This window comes from Massilia endophytica, assembly GCF_021165955.1.
Lineage (GTDB): Bacteria > Pseudomonadota > Gammaproteobacteria > Burkholderiales > Burkholderiaceae_D > Rugamonas > Rugamonas endophytica.
In genome coordinates this window covers 3,944,364-3,965,224 of record NZ_CP088952.1, presented here as the reverse complement: position 1 = coordinate 3,965,224, position 20,861 = coordinate 3,944,364, and the positions used below count along the sequence as shown (strand labels likewise).

The window sequence follows — 20,861 nt, the reverse complement described above, 5'->3', positions numbered from 1 at the left end:
CTTACTTCTTCTCCGGCTCGGCCGTCTCCGGCTCCAGGTTGAAGGCGGGCTGCTCTTCTTCCTTCGGCGCTTCCTCCGTGGGCGGTGCGCCGTAATCGGCTGGCTGGTCGATCTTCAGCTCCAACTGCTCGTTCATGTCGGTCTTGGACTCGATGGAGACGAGGCTTGGGAAGGCGATGATCAGCGCCACCATGACGACCTGGATCAGCACGAAGGGTATGGAACCCCAGTAGATATCCGTGGTCTTCACTTCCTTCGGCGCTACGGAGCGCAGATAGAAGAGGGCGAAGCCGAAGGGCGGGTGCATGAAGGAAGTCTGCATGTTCACGCCCAGCAGCACGCCGAACCAGATCAGGTCGATGCCCAGCTTCTCCGCGACAGGACCCACCAGCGGCACCAGGATGAAGGCCAGCTCGAAGAAGTCCAGGAAGAAGGCCAGCACGAAGAACATGATGTTGACCACGATGAGGAAGCCCGTGACGCCGCCCGGCAGGCTGGAAAGCAGGTGCTCCACCCACAGGTCGCCATTCACGCCGCGGAACACCAGCGCGAACACGGTGGACCCGATCAGGATGAAGATCACGAAGCAGGAAAGGCGGGTGGTGGACATCATGGCCTGCTTCAGCAGGCCGAAGTTCAGGCGCCGGTTCATCAGGGCGAGCAGGATGGCGCCCATCGCGCCCATGCCGCCGCCTTCGGTCGGGGTGGCGACGCCGATGAAGATGGTGCCCAGCACCAGGAAGATCAGGGCCAGCGGCGGAATCAGCACGAACACCACGCGTTCGGCCATGCGCGAAAGCAGGCCCAGTTTCAGGTAGCGGTTTGCCAGCGCGAAGGCGAAGGCGCCGATGATGCCCAGTGCGGCGGAGAAGATGCCGACTTCGTCCTGGTGCGCTTCAGGATGGCTTGCATCGTAGAAGTGGGTGAAGGCATAGGCGCCTGCGACGGCGGCCAGCAGCAGCACAGCCAGCGAACGCACGCCGCTGTCGCCGTTCGGCTCGCGCAGGTTGCGCGCCTCCGGCGGCAGGGCGGGCACATGGCTGGGACGGAAAATGGATACAGCCAGCACATAGCCCGCATACATGGCGGTGAGCAGGAGGCCCGGCACGAAGGCGGCGCGGTACATGTCGCCCACGGAGCGGCCCAGCTGGTCGGCCATCACGATCAGCACCAGCGAAGGCGGAATGATCTGGGCCAGCGTGCCCGATGCGGCAATCACGCCGGAGGCAAGCTTCCGGTCGTAGCCATAGCGCAGCATCACGGGCAGGGAGATCAGGCCCATGGAGATCACGGAGGCTGCCACCACGCCGGTGGTTGCCGCCAGCAGTGCGCCCACGAAGATCACGGCATAGGCCACGCCGCCGCGAATGGGGCCGAACAGCTGGCCGATGGTATCCAGCAGGTCCTCCGCCATGCCCGAACGTTCCAGGATCAGGCCCATGAAGGTGAAGAAGGGAATGGCCAGGAGTGTGTCGTTGGCCATGATGCCGAAGATGCGGTTCGGCAGCGCCTGCAGCAGTTCGGGCTTCAGCAGGCCAAGCTCAATGCCGACCAGGCCGAAGAACAGGCCGTTGGCGGCCAGCGCGAACGCCACCGGAAAACCGGACAGCAGGAAAATCACCAGCGCGCCGAACATGATCGGCGCCAGGTTTGCAATGATGAATGCTTCCATGTCTCTTGATCCGTTCTCTTTGTTATCAGCTGATCTTGTTTGCGGACTTGATTGCTTCGATTTCTTCCTCCGGCGTCACCGCGTGCTTGCTGATGGCGCTTTCAGGCAGCTTGCCCTGCAGGTAGGCCACGCGCTTGATGATCTCGGAAACGCCCTGCAGGATCATGAGGATGAAGCCGATCGGGACGAGTATCTTTGCGGGCCACACGATCAGGCCACCGGCGTTGCTTGACATCTCGGCGCTGCGCACGGATTCGATGCCGAAGGGGATGCCGAAGTAGAGGATGACGAGCGAGATCGGCATGAGGAAGAGCAGGAAGCCGAACAGGTCGATATAGACCTGGGTGCGGCGCGAGAAGCGGCCGGTCACCACGTCGATGCGCACGTGCTCGTCGCGCCGCAGGGTATGCGGCGAGGCGAGCATGAAGACTGCGGCAAACAGATACCACTGGATCTCCAGCCAGGCGTTCGAGCTCATATTGAGCGAATAGCGGATGATCGCATTGCCGGTGCAGATCACCACCGCCAGCAGCAGCGCCCATGAGACAGCGCTCGCAATCTTGTCGTTCAGGGCATCGATCGCCCTGGAGAGTGGCATGAACATCTGAGTCTCCTCTTATTGTCGGTATTGGAATGCTGCTAGCCGCTGCGGTGCTACGTGGCGAGTTGTTTTCTCACTCTTTCGATGGCGGCGCGGACCTGGTTCGGCGCGGTGCCCCCCACGTGGTCGCGCGCGGCCACGGAGCCTTCCAGCGTGAGCACATGGAATACGTCGTCGCCGATCAGCGGGGAGAACTGGCGCAGCTGGTCCAGCGACAGGTCGGACAGGTCGCAGCCTGCGTCCACGCAGGTGCGCACGGCGTGCGCCACGGCTTCGTGCGCGTCGCGGAAGGGCAGGCCCTTCTTCACCAGATAGTCGGCGAGGTCGGTGGCGGTGGCGTAGCCCTGCAGGGCGGCGGCGCGCATCGCTTCCGGCTTGACGGTGATGCCGCCCGCCATGTCGGCGAAGATGCGCAGGGTGTCGACTACCGTGTCCACGGTGTCGAACAGCGGTTCCTTGTCTTCCTGGTTGTCCTTGTTGTAGGCCAGGGGCTGGCCCTTCATCAGGGTCAGGAGGGCCATCAGGTGGCCGTAGACGCGGCCTGTCTTGCCGCGGGCGAGTTCCGGCACGTCGGGGTTTTTCTTCTGCGGCATGATGGAAGAGCCGGTGCAGAAGCGGTCCGCGATATCGATGAAGCCGACGCGTGGGCTCATCCAGATCACCAGCTCTTCGGACATGCGCGAGATGTGCGTCATGATGAGCGAGGAGGCGGCGGTGAATTCGATGGCGAAGTCGCGGTCCGACACGGCGTCCAGCGAGTTGTGGCAAACGTCGTCGAAGCCCAGGGTCTTCGCCACGCGCAGGCGGTCGATAGGGAAGGTGGTGCCGGCCAGCGCGGCGCTGCCCAGCGGCAGGCGGTTCACGCGCTTGCGGCAGTCGGCCATGCGCTCGGCGTCGCGGCCGAACATTTCGACATAGGCCAGCATGTGGTGGCCGAAGGTGATGGGCTGCGCCACCTGCATGTGGGTGAAGCCGGGCAGGATGGTATCGGCGTGCTGCTCCGCCAGGTCGGTGAGGGCGCCGCGCAGCTGCTTGAGCAGGCCCACGATGTCGTCGATGGCCGAACGCACGTAGAGGCGGATATCGGTGGCCACCTGGTCATTGCGGGAGCGGCCCGTGTGCAGGCGCTTGCCCGCGTCGCCAACCAGTTCGGTCAGGCGCTTTTCGATATTCAGGTGGACGTCTTCGAGGTCCAGCAGCCATTCGAACTGGCCGGATTCGATCTCCTGGCCGATCTGCGCCATGCCGCGCTGGATGTCCGCCAGGTCGCTGGCGGGGATGATGCCCTGGGCCGCCAGCATCTCGGCGTGAGCCAGGGAACCCTGGATATCGGCCTTTGCCATGCGGTTGTCGAAGAAGACGGAGGCTGTGTAACGTTTCACCAGATCCGAGACTGGTTCGGAAAAACGCGCCGACCAGGCTTCGCTTTTTTTGGAGAGTTGTGCTGTCATGATAAATGTCCCGTTGTTTTACCGATTATAAACAAGGTTGGCAGGAGGGGTTAAATCGCCAACTTGCCGCTCATCGGTGGTATCGTTTCGTTTTTATCGCAAAAGGAAAAACGATGAAGAAACTTGCAGCACTCGCGGTACTCTGGACCGCCATGGCCGGCGCCATGGCCCAGCAGGCCAAGCCTGCCGACGTGGCCAGCGTGGACGGCATCATCGCCGCCCTCTACGACACCATTTCCGGCACCGCCGGCCAGCAGCGCGACTGGGACCGCCTGCGCTCCCTGTTCAAGCCTGACGGCCGCATGATCGTGCACAGCCCGAACAAGGAAGGCGGCATGAACACCCGCGTGATGACGGTGGAAGACTATATCAGCCGCGTGGGCCCCGTTTTCGCCAAGGACGGCTTCTTCGAATCCGAACTCGCCCGCACCGGCGACCAGTTTGGCCAGATTGCACAGATTTTCAGCACCTACGAAGCGCGCCACGCCAAGGGCGACAAGCCCTTCATGCGCGGTATTAACAGCATCCAGCTGGTGAACGACGGCCAGCGCTGGTGGGTGCAGTCGCTCCTGTGGCAGGCCGAAACCGAAAAGAACCCGCTCCCGGCCGAATACACCAAGCCGCGCGGATGACGGAGCCACTGACAGTCAGTGACGACAAATCGCGGCTGGATGTCGGCCTAATTCATCGCTTCCTGAGCGAACAGTCCACCTGGGCGCTCGGCATTCCCCGCGAAACCGTGGAACGCAGCATTGCCGGTTCCCTGTGCTTCGGCGGCTATCTTGACGATGGCCGCCAGGTGGCATTCGCCCGCGTTATCACGGATTGCGCCACTTTCGCCTATCTCGTTGATGTATTCGTGCTGCCGGAACACCGTAGCCGGGGTTATAGTTTGCGCATGATGGACGCGCTCATGGACCATCCCTCGCTCCAGGGCCTGCGCCGCTTCCTGCTGGCCACCAGCACGGCGGCGCCCCTGTACGCGCGCTACGGCTTCACGCCCCCCGCCAAGCCCGAGGCTTTCATGGAGCGCAATTTCCCGGACATTTACAGGAACGCGAAAGGAAGCTAGCGCCATGTTCAAGCTGCCCACTGCCCGAACCGCCCGAATCTGGATCGCTCTGGCCGCAGCTTGCGCACTGCCCCTGGGCGCGGAGGAGGCGCAGAAAGGCCCTCTGCTCAAGGTGGCCCCGCAGGCCCCTGCGCTGGCGGCCGTTACTCCTGCTCCTTCCCCCGCCGCCCCGGCCCAGCCTCCGTCGGCGAACGCCCAGGGATCGCTGGTGATCATCGGCGGCGGCCTGCGCGGCGACAACGCGGACGTCTGGCAGCGCGTGGTCAAGCTGGCGGGAGGGAGGGGCGCCCGCATCGCCGTCTTCCCATCGGCGGCGGGCAACCCCGAGCGCGCTGCGGCCGGCATCATCTCCTACCTGAAGAAATACGGCGCGGATGCCTTTGCCGTGCCGGTGGCCATCCGCCTGGCGGGCAGCGACTACCGCAAGGCCGCCGACGATGCCGCGCTCGCCGAGAAGATCCGCAAGGCGGACGGCGTGTATTTCGCAGGCGGCGACCAGGGACGCATCACCAAGGCCCTCGTGCGCGAGGATGGCACCCATACCCTGGCGCTGGAAGCCGTGTGGGACCTGTACCGGCGCGGCGGCGTCATCGCCGGCACCAGCGCGGGCGCGGCCATCATGAGCAGCACCATGTTCTACAATCCCAAGGCGGTGCTGGCCATGCTCCGCAGCGGCATTACGGACGGCCACGAGATTGCGCCCGGCCTGGGCTTCATCGGCGACGACGTCTTCGTCGACCAGCACCTGCTGGTGCGCGGACGTTTCGCTCGCATGATTCCGGCCATGCTGGCCAAGGGCTACCAGCTCGGCCTCGGCATCGACGAGGACAGCGCCATGGTCGTCAACGCCCAGCGCGAGGTGGAGATCATCGGCTACAAGGGCGCGCTGCTGATCGACATGTCGCGCGCCACCACGGACAAGGACAGCCCGCACTTCAACGTGGCCAACGTGGCGATCAGCTACCTGGACCGGGGCGACAAGTTCAACATCGCCACCCGCAGCTTCACACCCTCCTCGGACAAGGCTGGCGGGCGGCTCGATACGGCGCGCCCCTTCCTGCGCGGGCCTGTCTACAGCAACGACATCCTCGGCAACAGCGCCGTGATTGACCTGATGGAAAGGCTGATCGACAGCGACCAGCAGGAAGCCATCGGCATCGCCGCGGGCAATCCGCGCAGCGCCGGTCCCGAACTGGGCTTCGAATTCCGCTTCTCCAAAACGCCCGACAGCGTCGGCTACGTGTCCAGCGTGGCCGAGGCCTATTCCGTGCTCAATATCCGGCTCGACGTACGCCCCATCGAAATTGCCCGTCCTCTCTACCACTACAAGTAAAAAAGGAGTTCCTGAATGACCATCATCACCCGCGCACGGCTCGCTGCCGCCGCGCTGCTGCTGGCATGCGGCGCCGCCAGCGCCACCCAGCCCGCGACCATGCGCCTCGACTACCTCCACAGCGGCAACGCCCTGAGCGAGAGCTATGCCATCGAAAGAGTGGTGCTCGAGCCGCTGCCCTGGCCGGGCGACTTGGACCGCGCCATCGACGACACCAACCGCGGCGTCAACAAGGTGGAGGTAGTGGACATCAAGAGCGGCAAGCTGCTGTACACGCGCGGCTTCTCCACCATCTTCGGCGAATGGCGCACCACGGAGGAGGCTGCGAAGCTGACGCGCGGCTTCGGCGAATCCGTGCGCTTCCCCAAGCCAGAAGGGCCGGTGCGCGTGCGCATCCTGAAACGCGACGAACGCAACGAGTTCTCCATCGTCTGGAGCGTGGATGTGGACCCGAATGCGCTGGACGTGGTGCGCAAGCAGCCGCCGGCGCCCGCCAAGCCGATCGCCATCCGCGTGAACGGCCCTTCGCCGCAGAAGGTGGACCTGCTGATCATGGGTGACGGCTATACCAAGGCAGAACTGCCGAAATTCGAGCAGAACGCGCGACGCCTGGCGGACTACCTGTTCAGCGTGAGTCCCTTCAAGGAGCGCGCGAAGGACTTCAACGTGTGGGCGATAGCCGTGCCGACGGAGGAATCGGGCATCAGCCGTCCCTCGACCAATACGCATCATGCGTCCGCGCTCAACACCCGCTACGACATCTTCGGCAGCGAGCGCTACGTTCTCACCACGGACAACCGCGCCCTGCGCGACATCGCCCAGCACGCGCCGTACGAATTCATCGAAATCCTCGTCAACAACGACACCTACGGCGGTGGCGGCATCTACGGCCAGTTCAGCACCGCGGCCGCCAGCAACGACTGGGCCAACTACCTCTTCGTCCACGAATTCGGCCACCACTTCGCGGGGCTGGCGGACGAGTACTACACTTCGCCGGTGGCCTACCAGTCCACTGGCGAGCGCCCCGAACCCTGGGAGCCGAACGCCACGGCGCTGCGCGATCCGGCCAATCTCAAATGGAAGAAGCACGTTAAGCCCGGAACGGCCCTGCCAACCTCATGGCCGAAAGCCGAATACGAAGCCCATTCCCGCGACTACCAGAAACGGCGCGCCGAGCTGCGTAAGCAGAACCGCCCGGAATCCGAAATGAGCCAGCTGTTCAAGGAAGACCTGGCGTGGACGAATGCGCTGTTCTCGAAAGTGCCGAACGCCAAGGTGGTGGGAGCCTTCGAAGGCGCGAACTACGAGGCCACCGGCTACTATCGCCCGCAGCAGCAATGCGTGATGTTCGACCGCAGCGAGGCCTTCTGCACGGTATGTGCCGAAGCCATCGGCCAGACCATCGACCTCTATTCACGTAAGTAAGGAAACAAAATGTTTCATGGTGCGGCAGCGCACAGTGCCAGCTGCCGGGTGTGCCTATTCTGGATACGCAACAAGAACAAGAAGCGTATCCAGACCACAAACAGAAAGGTGCACATCATGAACAAACTGCTCGCAACCCTGCTCGCAGGCGTTTTCGCCACTGCTGCGTACGCCCAGACCGCCACCACTCCGGCCGCGAATCCGGACGTTGCCAAGGAACAGGCCAAGGCCAACAAGGACATCGCCAAGGCCGAGGCCAAAGAAGCCAAGAAGGCGGCCGAGGCCGACAAGGACGTAGCGAAGGCCCAGGCCAAAGCGGACGAGAAGAAAGCCAAGGCCCACGCCAAAGTTGACAAGGAGCACGCCAAAGCCGCCGAAAAAGTGGCCAAGGCCGACCCGGAAGACAAGCTGAAAGCCGAAGCGAAAGGCGACAAGGAAGTGGCCGAAGCGAACGCCAAGGCCATGAAAGTCGACGCCAAGCAGGACGCCAAGGTAGCGAAAGAAAAAGCCGAAGCCGACAAGGACAAAGCCCAGGCCGCCGCCAAGACGGCCGAAGTGAAAGGCAAAGCCATGGCCGACGTGAAAGCCGAAGCCGCCAAGCATTAACAGCTCAGTTCGTGTCCAACTCTGGTGCCAGGGAAGATTTTTGGACACGAGCCCAGCGCTAGCGGCTTAGTGCCGGGTCCGTGTCCAATTTTCTTCCCTGGCACCAGAGTTGGACACGGGCTCGGCTGCTTTTAGCTGTTCGGGAGGAGGCCGGTGGGTTTGATGCGGGTTGGCATGGGCTTGCCTTTGCGGGCGCGCTTGCCGATGTGCGGGGCCAGCGCCGTCGCACCGAGCTTCTCTTCCTTGGGCTTGGAGGCGTTGCCCGTGCCTAGCACTGTCACGCCTTTTTGCGTGATGGCGCGCGCGGCGACCAGCTTTTCCTTGTCGCCCAGGTCCATCAGCGTGACGCCACGGCCGCCGTTGGACAGTACCTTCATTTCGTCCATGCCGAAGACCAGCAGGTTGGCTTTTTCCGAAATCACCGCGATGGCGCTGCTGCCTTCCGCCACCACCGTCGGGGGCAGCGGCTTCGCGCCTTCATCCAGCGTGATGAAGGCCTTGCCGCCCTTCAGGCGGCTCACCATGTCTCCCGCCTTCGCAATGAAGCCGAAGCCTGCATCGGATGCCATCAGCAGCTGGGTGTTTGCGGGGCCAGCGAAGTAGTGCAGCAGGCGCGCGCCGCCCGAAAGGTCGACCAGGGTGGTGATCGGCACGCCGTCGCCGCGTGCGTTCGGCAGCGCCGCCACCGGCACGGAGTACACCTTGCCGTTGTCGCCGAAGCCGAGCAGGGTGTCCACCGTGCGGCACTCGAAGGCGCCGTACAGCGAATCGCCAGCCTTGAAGGTGAACTGCGCCGGGTCGTGGCCGATGCCGGTACGCGCGCGTACCCAGCCCTTTTCGGAGATGATGACGGTGACCGGTTCGTCCGCCACCTTCTGTTCCACGACAGCCTTCTGCGCTTCTTCGATCAGGGTGCGGCGCGCGTCGCCGAACTGCTTGGCGTCCGCTTCGATTTCCTTGATGATCAGGCGCTTCATCGACGATGGATTGTCGAGCAGGTCCTGCAAGGTCTGCTTTTCCTTGCGCAGGTCCGCCAGCTCCTGCTGGATCTTGATCGCTTCCAGGCGCGCCAGCTGGCGCAGGCGGATCTCGAGGATGTCTTCGGCCTGCCGGTCGCTGAGGCGGAAGCGTTCGATCAGCGCCGCCTTCGGTTCGTCCGAATTGCGGATGATGTGGATCACTTCATCGATATTCAGGAGGATGGTCTCGCGGCCTTCCAGAATGTGGATGCGGTCATCCACTTTCGCCAGGCGGAACTGCGTGCGGCGCGTAACCGTGGAGAAGCGGAAGTCGATCCACTCCTGCAGCACTTCGCCCAGGCCTTTCTGGCGCGGGCGTCCGTCGCCGCCGATCATCACGAGATTCATCGGCGCCGAAGTCTCCAGCGAGGTATGCGCCAGCAGCATCAGCATGAATTCGGTCTGGTCCTGGTTCTTGGACTTGGGTTCGAACACCAGGCGCACCGGCGCATTGCGGCCCGATTCGTCGCGGATGGTGTCGAGCGAGCCGAGAATGAGCGACTTGAGCGCCAGCTGTTCCGGCGACAGCGCCTTCTTGCCCAGCTTGACCTTTGGATTGGTGAGCTCTTCGATCTCCTCCAGCACCTTCTGCGCGGAAGTCCCCGGCGGCAGTTCGTAGACTACGGCCTGCCACTGGCCGCGGGCCAGCTCTTCGATTTTCCAGCGCGCGCGCACCTTCATGCTGCCGCGGCCCGAGGCGTACATGTCCGCAATCTGCGCCGCTGGCGTAATCAGCTGGCCGCCGCCTGGATAGTCCGGACCGGGAACAATGTTCATCAGTTCCGCATGCGAGAGCTTGGGGTTGCGGATCAGCGCCACGGCCGCATCGGCCACTTCGCGCAGGTTGTGCGAGGGGATCTCGGTCGCGAGGCCCACCGCAATGCCGGATGCGCCGTTCAGCAGCACCATGGGCAGGCGCGCGGGCAACAGGGCCGGTTCTTCGGAGGAACCGTCATAGTTCGGAATGAAGTCCACCGTGCCCTGGTGGATTTCGTCCAGCAGCAGGCGCGAGATCGGCGTGAGGCGCGCTTCGGTATATCGCATTGCCGCGGCGCCGTCGCCGTCGCGCGAGCCGAAGTTGCCCTGGCCGTCGATCAGGGGATAGCGCAGCGAGAAGTCCTGCGCCATGCGCACCAGGGCGTCGTACACCGACTGGTCGCCGTGCGGGTGCAGCTTACCCAGCACGTCGCCCACCACGGTGGCGGACTTGCGCGGCTTGGCCGTGGCGTTCAGGCCCAGTTCATTCATCGAATACAGGATGCGGCGCTGCACCGGCTTCTGGCCGTCGCACACGTCCGGCAGGGCGCGGCCCTTCACCACGGAGATGGCGTAATCGAGATAGGCGCGCTCGGCGAAGGTGGACAGCGTCAGCGTTTCGCCGCCGTCGCCGCCATTGCCGCCCGGCTGTTCCGGCTGCGGCTCGTCAAAGAGGTTTGCTTGAGTCATGTCGAATTCGTGTTCTGTTTAGATGTCCGCTTCCACTTCGTTGCCGTGCTCCTCGATCCATGCGCGGCGGGCGGCGGCTTCGCCTTTACCCATCAGCATGTTGAAGCGCGCGGCGGCTTCGGTGTGGGCGAAATCGCCCAGCGATACCGGGAGCAGGCGGCGGGTGTCCGGGTTCATGGTGGTTTCCCACAGCTGCTCGGCGTTCATCTCGCCCAGGCCCTTGAAGCGGGAGATGGACCAGCTGCCGTCTTTCAGGCCGTCCTTGCGCAGCTTGTCCTCGATGGCGGTGAGCTCGCCGTCATCCAGCGCGTAGAGCTTCTGGATCGGCTTCTTGCCGCGCGCCGGCGCGTCCACCCGGTACAGGGGCGGGCGGGCGATGCAGATATTGCCATTCTCGATCAGGGCCGGGAAGTGGCGGAAGAAGAGCGTGAGCAGCAGCACCTGGATGTGCGAGCCGTCCACGTCCGCATCGGAGAGGATGCAGATCTTCCCGTAGCGCAGGCCCGAAAGGTCGGGCGAGTCGCCGAAGCTGTGCGGATCGACGCCGATGGCCACGGCGATGTCGTGGATCTCGTTGTTGGCGTACAGGCGGTCGCGGTCCGTCTCCCAGGAGTTCAGCACCTTGCCGCGCAGGGGCAGGATGGCCTGGAATTCCTTGTCGCGGCCCATCTTGGCCGAGCCGCCCGCAGAGTCGCCCTCCACCAGGAAGAGTTCAGTGCGCGCGGTGTCGCTCGATTCGCAGTCCGTCAGCTTGCCCGGCAACACGGCGACGCCGGAGGACTTCTTCTTCTCCACCTTCTGCGCCGAGCGCAGGCGGGACTGGGCCTGCTTGATCACCAGCTCTGCGAGCTTCTTGCCATAGTCGATGTGCTGGTTCAGCCACAGTTCGAGCGCGGGCTTGGAATACGTCGATACCAGGCGCACCGCATCGCGCGAATTCAGGCGTTCCTTGATCTGGCCCTGGAACTGCGGGTCCAGCACCTTCGCGGACAGCACAAAGGAAGCCCGCGCAAACACGTCTTCCGGCAGCAGCTTCACGCCTTTCGGCAGCAGCGAGTGCAGTTCCACGAAATTCTTCATGGCGCTGAACAGGCCATCGCGCAGGCCGGATTCGTGGGTGCCGCCGTTCGGCGTTGGAATCAGGTTGACGTAGGACTCGCGCACGATGGCGCCTTCCTCCGTCCATGCCACCACCCAGGACGCGCCTTCGCCTTCCGCGAAGCCTTCCGCATCCGGTCCGGCGAACTGCTCGCCCTCGAACAGGGGCACCACGGTTTCGCCGCTGGAGGTTTGCGCCAGCGCTTCGGTGAGGTAGCCGCGCAGGCCGTCGTTGTACTGCCATACCTGCTTATCGCCGGTCTTGCCGTTGATCAGGGTGACGGTGACGCCGGGCAGCAGCACGGCCTTGGAGCGCAGCAGGCGCTGGAGCTCCACCTGCGAGATCAGGGGCGAATCGAAATATTTCGGATCAGGCCACGCGGTGACGCGCGTGCCGGACTTCTTGCCGTCCTTCGGCGCAGCCTCGGAGGCCAGCGGCTGAACGAGGTCGCCGTTCTCGAAGGCGATGGTGTGGAAGCCGTTGCCCTTGTCGTCCTTGCGCCAGACGGAGATTTCAAGGCGCTTCGAGAGTGCATTGGTGACGGACACGCCCACGCCGTGCAGGCCGCCCGAGAAGGCGTAGGCGCCGCCGGAGCCCTTGTCGAATTTGCCGCCCGCGTGCAGGCGGGTGTACACAATCTCCACCGTCGGCACGTTTTCTTCGGGGTGCAGGCCGACCGGGATGCCGCGGCCGTCGTCGTCCACCGTCACGCTGCCGTCAGGGTTCTGCGTGACGATAATGTTTTTGCAATGGCCGCCGAGCGCCTCGTCGGAGGCGTTGTCGATCACTTCCTGAATGATGTGCAGCGGGTTCTCGGTGCGGGTATACATGCCCGGACGCTGCTTGACTGGTTCCAGCCCCTTGAGGACCCGGATGGATGATTCGCTGTAATCGGAAACAGGTTTTTTAGTGGCCATACTTGAGAGAAGCGGTTCTTGGTTAACGCGGATTCCTGCGCATTCTATCCTCAACAAGGGGGAATGAACGAATCCGGGCGGGAACTGTGGTTAAATGCCGTAAAAACAACGTCAACATCGCATGTCCGCTGAGCAGACCGAGAAGTTCCCGTTCGCCGTAGGCCTGGTCGGCTTTCCGCCGCAGGCTGCCGCCGCCATTGCGCAGGGCCTGAAACGGGCGCCGGGCAAGGGGCCGGCGTATTTTTGCCTGTCCGCGCACTCTTTGCAAGAGCCGGATTTATATTTGGCTAACGGCACCCATCTGTCCACGCTGGCGGCGCTGGAAGGACTGACGCAGGGCGGAACGCGGCCGGCACTGGTGCTGGGCGCGCCGGGCATCGAACTCGCGCATCCCGATTTTCCCTATCCGAACCTGCGCCTGCCGGTACAGTGGGACAGTGTGTTCCACGAGCTTGGAAAACTGGTGGAGCGCCGCGCCGAAGCGCTGGCCGAGCGCGCGGCCAGCGGCCAGCCAGCGCCGACGGAGCGCCGCCGCAGCCCGCGCGTGGACCTCGACCTGACCGATCCCGCCGAGTACCTCGCCATGCGCCAGCCCGCGCCGCACGGCGAGGTGCTGGTGGTGGACCGCAGCGATGCCCTGGCCGTCCACATCGCAAAGCTCATGCGGCGCCAGGACGTTGCCGCCTCCTGGGCGGGCGGCGCGGACGAGGCCATCGCCGCCTGCCGCCAGCGCGCTGTGGCTGTCATGCTGGTCAATACGGCTGTCGTCGACGCTTACGCTATGGCTGAGGCGGTGCCGGATTCCACTGTAGTGGTGCCGATGGTCGCGGATGCGGCGGAGTATGACGCGGAGCGCGCGGCGGCCGCAGGCATCGCGGGCTTCGTGGACAAGCCGGTGTCGGATGCGACGCTGCGTTCGGTGCTGAAGCGCCTGCTGCGACTCAGCTGACTTACTTGCTCAGCGTGCGCATTGACCGCTCCAGGCCTTCGAGCGTGATGGGGAACATGCGGTTGTTCATCAGCTGGCGGATCACGGAGATGGACTGCCGGTACTCCCACAGCCCCTCCGGCTCGGGATTGAGCCAGATGAATTTCGGGAAGGCGCTGGTGAAGCGCGTGAGCCACTCGGAGCCCGCTTCCTCGTTGTTGTATTCGACCGAGCCGCCCGGCTGCAAAATTTCGTAGGGGCTCATGGTGGCGTCGCCCACGAAGATCAGTTTCGTGTCGGGCGGGTATTTGCGCAGTATGTCCCAGGTGGGGAAGCGCTCGGAGTTGCGTCGCCGGTTGTTCTTCCACAGGTAGTCGTACACGCAGTTGTGGAAGTAATAGAACTCCATGTTCTTGAATTCGGTCTTCGCGGCCGAGAACAGTTCTTCCGTGCGTTCGATGTGGTCGTCCATGGTGCCGCCCACGTCGAAGAGCATCAGCACCTTCACGTTGTTGCGGCGCTCGGGCTGCATCTTGATATCGAGGTAGCCCGCGTTGTTGGCCGTGGCGCGGATGGTCTGCTCCAGCGCGAATTCCTCGGCCGCGCCTTCACGCGCGAACCTGCGCAGGCGGCGCAGCGCGACCTTGATGTTGCGCGTGCCCAGTTCACGGTCGCCGTCGTAATCCTTGTAGGCGCGCGCTTCCCACACCTTTACCGCCGTGCGGTTGCCGCCCTTGCCGCCGATGCGGATGCCCTCGGGATTCGTGCCGCCGTTGCCGAAGGGCGAAGTGCCGCCCGTGCCTATCCACTTGCTGCCGCCTTCGTGGCGTTCCTTCTGCTCCTTCAGCAGCTCCTGGAGGCGTTCCATCAGCTTGTCGTAGCCGAACTTCTCCAGCGCCGCCTTCTGCTCTTCGCTCAGTTCGCGCTCCATGCGCTTGACCAGCCACTCCAGCGGAATGGCGCTGCTGGTCTCGAAGGCGCCGTTGATGCCCTTGAAGTACTGGGCAAAGGCGCGGTCGAACTTGTCGAAATGGGCTTCGTCCTTCACCAGCGCCAGGCGCGAGAGGTAGTAGAAGTCGTCCATCGATGGCGCGATGACGTTCTTTTCCATCGCTTCGAGCAGCGTGAGGAATTCCTTGATCGTGACCGGAATTTTCGCGTCTTTCAGCGTGAAGAAGAAGTCGATGAGCATCAGCGTTCCTTCGCCAGCAGGTAGTTGAGCTGCGCCTTCACTTCCGGCCACTCGCCGCGCGCGATGCTGTACATGACGGTGTCGCGCACGGTGCCGTCGCGGCGGATCGCATGATGGCGAAGCACGCCGTCCTTCTTCGCGCCCAGGCGCTCGATGGCGGCCTGCGAGCGGTAATTGTAGTTGTCCGTGCGGAAGCCGACCAGGGCGCAGCCCAAGGTTTCGAAGGCGTGCGTCAGCAGCATCAGCTTGCACGTCGTATTGACGTGGCAGCGCTGGCGGCTCAGCGCGTACCAGGTGTAGCCGATTTCGGCGCGGTCGATGGCGGGCACGATGTCGTGGTAGCTCGTGGTGCCGATGACGGCATCGGTGGCGGCATCGATCACGGCGAAGGCCAGGCGGGAAGGGCGCATCTCCAGCGCGGTGGCGATATAGCTCTCCGTCTGCTCCGGTTCGGGCACGGAGGTGATGCGCAGCTTCCACAGCTCGCCGTCGCGAGCGGCGGCGCGCAGGCCGTCCGCGTGCTGCGGCCCCAGGGGCTCCAGGCGCACGCCGTTCCGTTCCAGCGTAACGGGCAGCACGTTGATCATCAGCGGTTCGTCCTCGACATGAACACCAGGCGCTCGAACAGGTGCACGTCCTGCTCGTTCTTCAGCAGGGCGCCGTGCAGGGGCGGCACGATTGTCTTGTTGTCCTGGCTGCGCAGCGCTTCCGGCGGAATGTCTTCGGCCATGAGGAGCTTGAGCCAGTCCAGGAATTCGGAGGTGGAGGGCTTCTTCTTCAGGCCCGAGACCTCGCGCACTTCATAGAAGGTGCGCAGCGCCTGCGCCAGCAGCTCCTGCTTCAGGTTCGGATAGTGGACCTTCACGATGGCTTCCATCGTGTCCTTGTCCGGGAATTTAATGTAGTGGAAGAAGCAGCGGCGCAGGAAGGCGTCCGGCAGCTCCTTCTCGTTGTTGGAGGTGATGATGACTAGAGGACGGTGTTTTGCCGTCACCATCTCGCGCGTTTCGTAGACGTAGAACTCCATGCGATCCAGCTCGCGCAGCAGGTCGTTGGGGAATTCGATGTCGGCCTTGTCGATTTCGTCGATCAGCAGCACCACCGGCTCCGGCGCGGTGAAGGCCTGCCACAGCACGCCCTTGACGATGTAATTGTGGATGTCGCGCACTCGCTCGTCGCCCAGCTGGGAGTCGCGCAGGCGCGACACGGCGTCGTATTCATAGAGGCCCTGCTGGGCTTTCGTGGTCGATTTGATATGCCACTGCATCAGTGGCATGTCCAGGGCAGCGGCCACTTCTTCGGCCAGCATGGTCTTGCCGGTGCCCGGCTCGCCCTTGATCAGCAGGGGGCGCTGCAGGGTCAGGGCCGCATTCACAGCCAGTTTCAGGTCATGGGTGGCGACGTAGTTCTCGGAGCCCTCGAAGCGCTGAGCAGGGGATTGCATGGACAAATTTCCCGGAGAAAGTGGAAACTTCCGAGTATACGCGAGATCGCCAGGCCGGGCCTTGGCGTCCGAGAAACAATATGGACTTCAGGAACCTTCTCAGGTTAAAATCGCAGGTTGATAGTGCAAAAGTCAACTTTTGCGACGGCAGTATCCGATTACCTCTGATGAAGCTAGCCAACATGATGAAAAATATCTTCGCACTGCTCGTGCTCGCGGGCGCCGCTCAGGCAGCCACGGCGGCCGAGATCGTCGGCAAGGCCGAGGCAGCACCGAACAAGATTGAAATGTGTATCGGTTGCCACGCCATCCCCGGCTACAAAGCGACCTTCCCGGAAGTGTTCCAGGTGCCGAAGATCGGCGGCCAGTCCGCCAAGTACATCGAAAACGCGCTGCGCGGCTACGCCAAGGGCGAGCGCAAGCATCCTTCGATGAAGGGCATCGCTGTCAGCCTGAGCGACCAGGACATCGCCGACATCGCCGCCTACTACTCGCAGCAGAAATAAGGACACAGCACCATGAAGAAAATCGTATTCGCGCTGATCTGCTCCGCCGTGTCCCTGAGCGCCATGGCTGGTGGCAATGTTGCCAACGGCAAGGCTGTCGCTGACAAGTACAGCTGCTTCGCCTGCCACGGCAAGGACTACAACACCCCGATCGACCCCAGCTATCCGAAGCTGGCCGGCCAGCACAAGGACTACCTGGTGCACGCCCTGACCGCCTACAAGCGCGGCGACGGCGCCAACGGCCGCAGCAACGCGATCATGACCGGCCAGGTCAAGCCGCTGAGCAACCAGGACATCCAGGACGTGGCCGCCTACCTGCACAGCCTGCCCGGCTCGCTGGTTAACCACCGTTAATATTTCTTAAAGGGGACTCGGCGTCCCCGTCCGTCCCCTTTAGGAAACAAGCAAGAAAGCCCGCGACTGCGGGCTTTTTGTTTATATGCGGCGCTTGACGGCTTCCACGTAGGCCTCGCCGTCCGGCGGCAGGCCCGTACGCTGGGACTTCCAGATCATCTCGCCCAGGCATTCCATGATCTGGTGCTGCGCTTCGTGCGCGGAATCGTATTTGCGCGTGAGCGCTTCGCTGGCGGCGCGGATGCCGCGCGGGGAGTCGATGGAGACCTGCTCGCTGATCGAAAGGTGCATCGAAAGATGCAGGAAGGGGTTGGCCTGCCCGCCCTCGACCGAGTAGTCGCGCGCCAGCGCGGCCTCCACATCGCCCAGGGCGTCGTCGTATTCGGGATGCTGCAGCACCCAGTCCAGCGCCATCGCTTCGAGCGGGGTGAGGACTTCCTTGCTGCGGTGCTTGCGCAGCACTTCGCAGAAGAAGCGCCGCACGTCGTGGGAGGAGGGGGTGAACATAGGGGCGCTATTGTACAAAAAAAGGGCAGCCCTTGCAGGCTGCCCCGGTTTCAGCCCTTGGCCGGCACGGCGAGGCGGACCTCGCCGCAGTCCGGCTCCGCTTCGGGCGCCGCAGGCTGCGGCGCTGCCTTGGCAGGCTGCTGCCGGTTGGCGGGCGTGCCGGGCTGGTTGCGAGGCTGGCGCAGGTAGCGCGAGTTGTGGCGCCGGTCGCCGTGCGGCGGCCAGCTCAGGAAACGCGAGAGCTCCTGCAGCGCGCGCTGGTAGACCTCGCGCTTGAATTCGATCACCACGTCCAGCGGCACCCAGTACTCGTGCCAGCGCCAGGCGTCGAACTCGGGATGATCGGTCACGCGCAGGTTCACGTCGCAATCGCGCGCGCACATGCGCAGCAGGAACCAGATCTGCTTCTGGCCACGGTAATGGCCGCGGATCTCGCGCTTGATGAAATGGTCGGGCACTTCATAGCGCAGCCAGTCGCGGGTGCGTCCCACGATCTTGACGTGTTCCGGCTTTAGTCCGATCTCTTCTTCCAGCTCGCGGTACATCGCCTGTTCCGGCGTTTCACCGTATTTGATACCCCCTTGCGGGAACTGCCACGAGTGCTCGCGCACCCGCTTGCCCCACCAAACCTCGTTGTGAGAGTTGAGCAGGATGATGCCGACGTTGGGGCGAAACCCTTCCCGATCGAGCATATTGCACCTCAAACTTTCTGCGGCCGAGCGATCCTCTTACATTTTTGCCCACAAATCTGCCTGCCAGCAGCGTTTTCGGGGTAGGAAAACGGCCGGAAAGCACGCAATTGAACGCATTTGTATAAAGTATGGATGCATCAGCCAGCTAATCCTTTAAAATTAGGTTGATTATAACCCTCTCTTTTTAAAAGAATTCATAGTTATGCGTGCTTCCCGTTTTTTTATTTCCACTCTTAAAGAGGCGCCCTCGGACGCGGAAATCGTCAGCCACAAGCTGATGATGCGCGCGGGCATGATCAAGCGCCTGGGTTCGGGCATCTATACCTATATGCCGATGGGCCTGAAAGTGATCCGCAAGGTGGAAGCCATTGTTCGGGAGGAAATGAACAAGGCTGGCGCCATCGAGCTGCTGATGCCGCTCGTGCAGCCCGCCGAGCTGTGGCAGGAAACGGGCCGCTGGGACAAGATGGGCCCCGAGCTTATGCGCGTGAAGGACCGCCACGGCCGCGAGTTCGCCATCCAGCCCACTTCCGAGGAAGTGATCACGGACGTGGTGCGTTCGGAGATCAAATCCTACCGCCAGATTCCGTTGAATTTTTACCACATCCAGACCAAGTTCCGCGACGAACGCCGTCCGCGCTTCGGCCTGATGCGCGGCCGCGAGTTCACCATGAAGGATGCCTACTCCTTCGACCGCGACCTGGAAGGCATGCAGAAGTCCTACCAGATCATGTTCGATGCCTACACCAAGATCTTCACGCGCTTCGGCCTGAAGTTCCGCGCCGTGGCGGCGGACAACGGCGCCATCGGCGGCACCGGCTCGCATGAATTCCACGTGATCGCCAGCACCGGCGAGGACGCGCTGGTGTACTGCCCCACCTCCGACTATGCGGCCAATATCGAAGCCGCCGAAGCGGTGGCCAGCGGCGCCCGCGCCGCAGCAGGCGCCGCGCTGACGAAGACGCCGACCCCCAAGGCCAGCAAGTGCGAGGACGTGGCGGCCCAGCTGAAGATCGACCTCAAAACCACCGTCAAGACCATCGCGCTGACCGTGGAAAAGGAAGAGGGCAAGAAGCAGTACTTCATGCTGCTGCTGCGCGGCGACCATGAGCTGAACGAGATCAAGGCGGCCAAGGTGCCCGGCCTGGCGAACTACCGTTTCTCCACCGAAGCGGAGATCGAGGAAGTCTACGGCTGCAAGCCCGGCTACCTGGGCCCCATCGGCACCAAGGCTCCCGTGACCGTGGTGGCCGACCGCACCGTCGCCAGCATGGCGGACTTCGTCACCGGCGCGAACGAGGTGGACTTCCACTACACGGGCGCGAACTGGGGCCGCGACATGGCGGAACCGGCCGTCGTCGCCGACCTGCGCAATGTGGTGGAAGGCGATCCTTCGCCGGACGGCAAGGGCGTGCTGGCGATCGAGCGCGGCATCGAAGTGGGCCACGTCTTCCAGCTGGGCACCGCCTATTCGGAATCGATGAAGGCCACCTTCCTCGACGAGAACGGCAAGCCTGCGCCCCTGCAGATGGGCTGCTACGGTATCGGCATCACCCGTATCCTGGGCGCGGCCATCGAGCAGAACTTCGACGACAAGGGCATTATCTGGCCAACCTCGCTGGCGCCTTTCGAGCTGGTGCTGTGCCCCATGGGCTACGACCGCAGCGAGACCGTGAAGGAAGAAACGGACAAGCTGTACGACGCTGCGCTGGCGGCGGGCATCGACGTCATCATCGACGACCGCGGCCTGCGTCCGGGCGCCATGTTCGCCGACTGGGAACTGATCGGCGTACCGCACCGCGTGGTGATCGGCGAGCGTGGCCTGAAGGAAGGCAACCTGGAATACCAGGGCCGCCGCGACGCGGAAGCCACCAATGTCCCGCTGGCGGACATCGTCGGCTTCATCAAGGGCAAAGTGCAGCAATGAGCACCGCGCGCCTTCATCAGCGAACTGGCCGGGAACGCCGGCGCTGGTGGGCGCGGCCTTTGCGCTGGTGGCACACCGTGGCTTTTGCCAGCGGTGTGCTGTGCGCACCCTTCGGCTTTGCGGGGAACCAGAAGGAGGAGGCGCTCGCCGACTCCGTGCGCGTGGCGCTGTCCAGCGCCATCATGGATGCGCGGCCGCCGAAGCCGCGCTTCAGCGACCCCTCCGAACAGCAGCGGTATCACGCCTGGCTGGCGGACATGTCCCAGCGCCTCAAGCGCAAACTGCCGGACGACCTGGTACGCACCGAGTTCCTCGAAACCGTCTGGTACGAAGCCCGCCGCGCCGGGCTGGAACCGGGGCTGGTGCTTGGCCTGATCCAGGTGGAATCGGCTTACCGGAAATACGCCGTGTCGATTGTTGGCGCGCGCGGCTACATGCAGGTCATGCCCTTCTGGACCAATGTGATCGGCGACAGCGACCGCCGCAAGCTGTTCAACATGCAGACCAACCTGCGCTACGGCTGCGCCATCCTGCGCATGTACATCGACATGGAGCAGGGCAATCTCTACCTCGCTCTGGGCCGCTACAACGGCAGCCGCGGCCGGCCCGAATATCCGAATGCCGTACTCAAAGCCTGGAACAACTGGAAGTAAGCCGCTTTTGGGCTAAG

General features: G+C 63.5%; 20 protein-coding genes. 10 read left to right on the top strand and 10 right to left on the bottom strand.

The window, feature by feature from the left end:
* Window position 1 precedes the first annotated feature (1 nt).
* From LSQ66_RS18165 to argH, 3 genes are read right to left on the bottom strand one after another with little or no spacing between them, the layout of a single operon-like run.
* Window positions 2-1,672, bottom strand: coding sequence for a TRAP transporter large permease (locus LSQ66_RS18165; protein WP_231766592.1), 1,671 nt, complete (start codon window positions 1,670-1,672; stop codon window positions 2-4).
* Window positions 1,673-1,697: 25 nt separating this feature from the next.
* On the bottom strand, window positions 1,698-2,270 hold the full coding sequence (locus LSQ66_RS18160; RefSeq protein WP_231770148.1) for a TRAP transporter small permease subunit: 573 nt from the start codon (window positions 2,268-2,270) through the stop codon (window positions 1,698-1,700).
* 56 nt (window positions 2,271-2,326) lie between these two features.
* Window positions 2,327-3,724: an argininosuccinate lyase gene (gene argH / locus LSQ66_RS18155; RefSeq protein ID WP_231766591.1), complete on the bottom strand. Its 1,398-nt coding sequence runs from the start codon at window positions 3,722-3,724 to the stop codon at window positions 2,327-2,329.
* 113 nt (window positions 3,725-3,837) lie between these two features.
* Here argH and LSQ66_RS18150 point away from each other — a divergent pair, with 113 nt between their 5' ends.
* From LSQ66_RS18150 to LSQ66_RS18130, 5 genes are all read left to right on the top strand, one after another.
* Window positions 3,838-4,356 (top strand): hypothetical protein, encoded by a 519-nt coding sequence (locus LSQ66_RS18150; protein ID WP_231766590.1) that lies wholly within the window; start codon window positions 3,838-3,840, stop codon window positions 4,354-4,356.
* Window positions 4,353-4,796, top strand: coding sequence for a GNAT family N-acetyltransferase (locus LSQ66_RS18145; protein WP_231766589.1), 444 nt, complete (start codon window positions 4,353-4,355; stop codon window positions 4,794-4,796). The genes LSQ66_RS18150 and LSQ66_RS18145 overlap by 4 nt, the downstream gene beginning before the upstream one ends.
* 4 nt (window positions 4,797-4,800) lie before the next feature.
* Window positions 4,801-6,129, top strand: coding sequence for a cyanophycinase (locus LSQ66_RS18140; protein ID WP_231766588.1), 1,329 nt, complete (start codon window positions 4,801-4,803; stop codon window positions 6,127-6,129).
* A gap of 15 nt (window positions 6,130-6,144) precedes the next feature.
* A complete protein-coding gene (locus tag LSQ66_RS18135) occupies window positions 6,145-7,554 on the top strand; it encodes an IgA Peptidase M64 (RefSeq protein WP_231766587.1) in 1,410 nt (469 codons plus the stop codon).
* 117 nt (window positions 7,555-7,671) lie between these two features.
* Entirely contained in the window at window positions 7,672-8,160 is a 489-nt protein-coding gene (locus tag LSQ66_RS18130) for a hypothetical protein (protein ID WP_231766586.1), read from the top strand.
* Window positions 8,161-8,291: 131 nt separating this feature from the next.
* Here LSQ66_RS18130 and parC read toward each other — a convergent pair whose 3' ends face one another.
* Both parC and LSQ66_RS18120 read right to left on the bottom strand, forming a co-directional pair.
* Window positions 8,292-10,625 (bottom strand): DNA topoisomerase IV subunit A, encoded by a 2,334-nt coding sequence (gene parC / locus LSQ66_RS18125; protein ID WP_231766585.1) that lies wholly within the window; start codon window positions 10,623-10,625, stop codon window positions 8,292-8,294.
* Between the two features lie 18 nt (window positions 10,626-10,643).
* Window positions 10,644-12,641: a DNA topoisomerase IV subunit B gene (locus tag LSQ66_RS18120; RefSeq protein WP_231766584.1), complete on the bottom strand. Its 1,998-nt coding sequence runs from the start codon at window positions 12,639-12,641 to the stop codon at window positions 10,644-10,646.
* A 121-nt stretch (window positions 12,642-12,762) separates the two neighbouring features.
* Here LSQ66_RS18120 and LSQ66_RS18115 point away from each other — a divergent pair, with 121 nt between their 5' ends.
* Window positions 12,763-13,590: a response regulator gene (locus tag LSQ66_RS18115; protein WP_231766583.1), complete on the top strand. Its 828-nt coding sequence runs from the start codon at window positions 12,763-12,765 to the stop codon at window positions 13,588-13,590.
* Window position 13,591: 1 nt separating this feature from the next.
* Here the strand turns inward: LSQ66_RS18115 and LSQ66_RS18110 are convergent, their stop codons facing one another.
* Genes LSQ66_RS18110 through LSQ66_RS18100 form a run of 3 tightly spaced genes read right to left on the bottom strand, consistent with a single transcriptional unit; the run spans window position 13,592 to window position 16,205 of the window.
* Entirely contained in the window at window positions 13,592-14,761 is a 1,170-nt protein-coding gene (locus LSQ66_RS18110) for a vWA domain-containing protein (protein WP_231766582.1), read from the bottom strand.
* The gene (locus tag LSQ66_RS18105; RefSeq protein WP_231766581.1) at window positions 14,761-15,348 is read right to left on the bottom strand and encodes a GNAT family N-acetyltransferase; all 588 of its coding nucleotides are present in this window, start codon (window positions 15,346-15,348) and stop codon (window positions 14,761-14,763) included. Before LSQ66_RS18105 ends, LSQ66_RS18110 begins: the two co-directional genes overlap by 1 nt.
* On the bottom strand, window positions 15,348-16,205 hold the full coding sequence (locus tag LSQ66_RS18100) for an AAA family ATPase (RefSeq protein ID WP_231766580.1): 858 nt from the start codon (window positions 16,203-16,205) through the stop codon (window positions 15,348-15,350). Before LSQ66_RS18100 ends, LSQ66_RS18105 begins: the two co-directional genes overlap by 1 nt.
* 185 nt (window positions 16,206-16,390) lie before the next feature.
* Here LSQ66_RS18100 and LSQ66_RS18095 point away from each other — a divergent pair, with 185 nt between their 5' ends.
* Both LSQ66_RS18095 and LSQ66_RS18090 read left to right on the top strand, forming a co-directional pair.
* Window positions 16,391-16,711 carry a c-type cytochrome gene (locus LSQ66_RS18095; RefSeq protein ID WP_231770147.1) on the top strand — a complete coding sequence of 107 codons (321 nt, stop codon included), beginning with the start codon at window positions 16,391-16,393 and terminating at the stop codon, window positions 16,709-16,711.
* A 12-nt stretch (window positions 16,712-16,723) separates the two neighbouring features.
* Window positions 16,724-17,065, top strand: coding sequence for a c-type cytochrome (locus tag LSQ66_RS18090; RefSeq protein WP_231766579.1), 342 nt, complete (start codon window positions 16,724-16,726; stop codon window positions 17,063-17,065).
* 81 nt (window positions 17,066-17,146) lie between these two features.
* On the opposite strand, the gene LSQ66_RS18085 is transcribed toward LSQ66_RS18090, so the two are convergent.
* On the bottom strand, window positions 17,147-17,572 hold the full coding sequence (locus LSQ66_RS18085) for a DUF1841 family protein (RefSeq protein WP_231766578.1): 426 nt from the start codon (window positions 17,570-17,572) through the stop codon (window positions 17,147-17,149).
* 50 nt (window positions 17,573-17,622) lie between these two features.
* A complete protein-coding gene (locus LSQ66_RS18080; RefSeq protein ID WP_231766577.1) occupies window positions 17,623-18,264 on the bottom strand; it encodes an RNA pyrophosphohydrolase in 642 nt (213 codons plus the stop codon).
* A 202-nt stretch (window positions 18,265-18,466) separates the two neighbouring features.
* Here LSQ66_RS18080 and LSQ66_RS18075 point away from each other — a divergent pair, with 202 nt between their 5' ends.
* Together LSQ66_RS18075 and LSQ66_RS18070 are read left to right on the top strand one after the other, a co-directional pair.
* Entirely contained in the window at window positions 18,467-20,191 is a 1,725-nt protein-coding gene (locus LSQ66_RS18075; protein WP_231766576.1) for a proline--tRNA ligase, read from the top strand.
* Window positions 20,188-20,844 (top strand): lytic transglycosylase domain-containing protein, encoded by a 657-nt coding sequence (locus LSQ66_RS18070; RefSeq protein WP_407659535.1) that lies wholly within the window; start codon window positions 20,188-20,190, stop codon window positions 20,842-20,844. The genes LSQ66_RS18075 and LSQ66_RS18070 overlap by 4 nt, the downstream gene beginning before the upstream one ends.
* The last annotated feature ends 17 nt before the right edge of the window (window positions 20,845-20,861 follow it).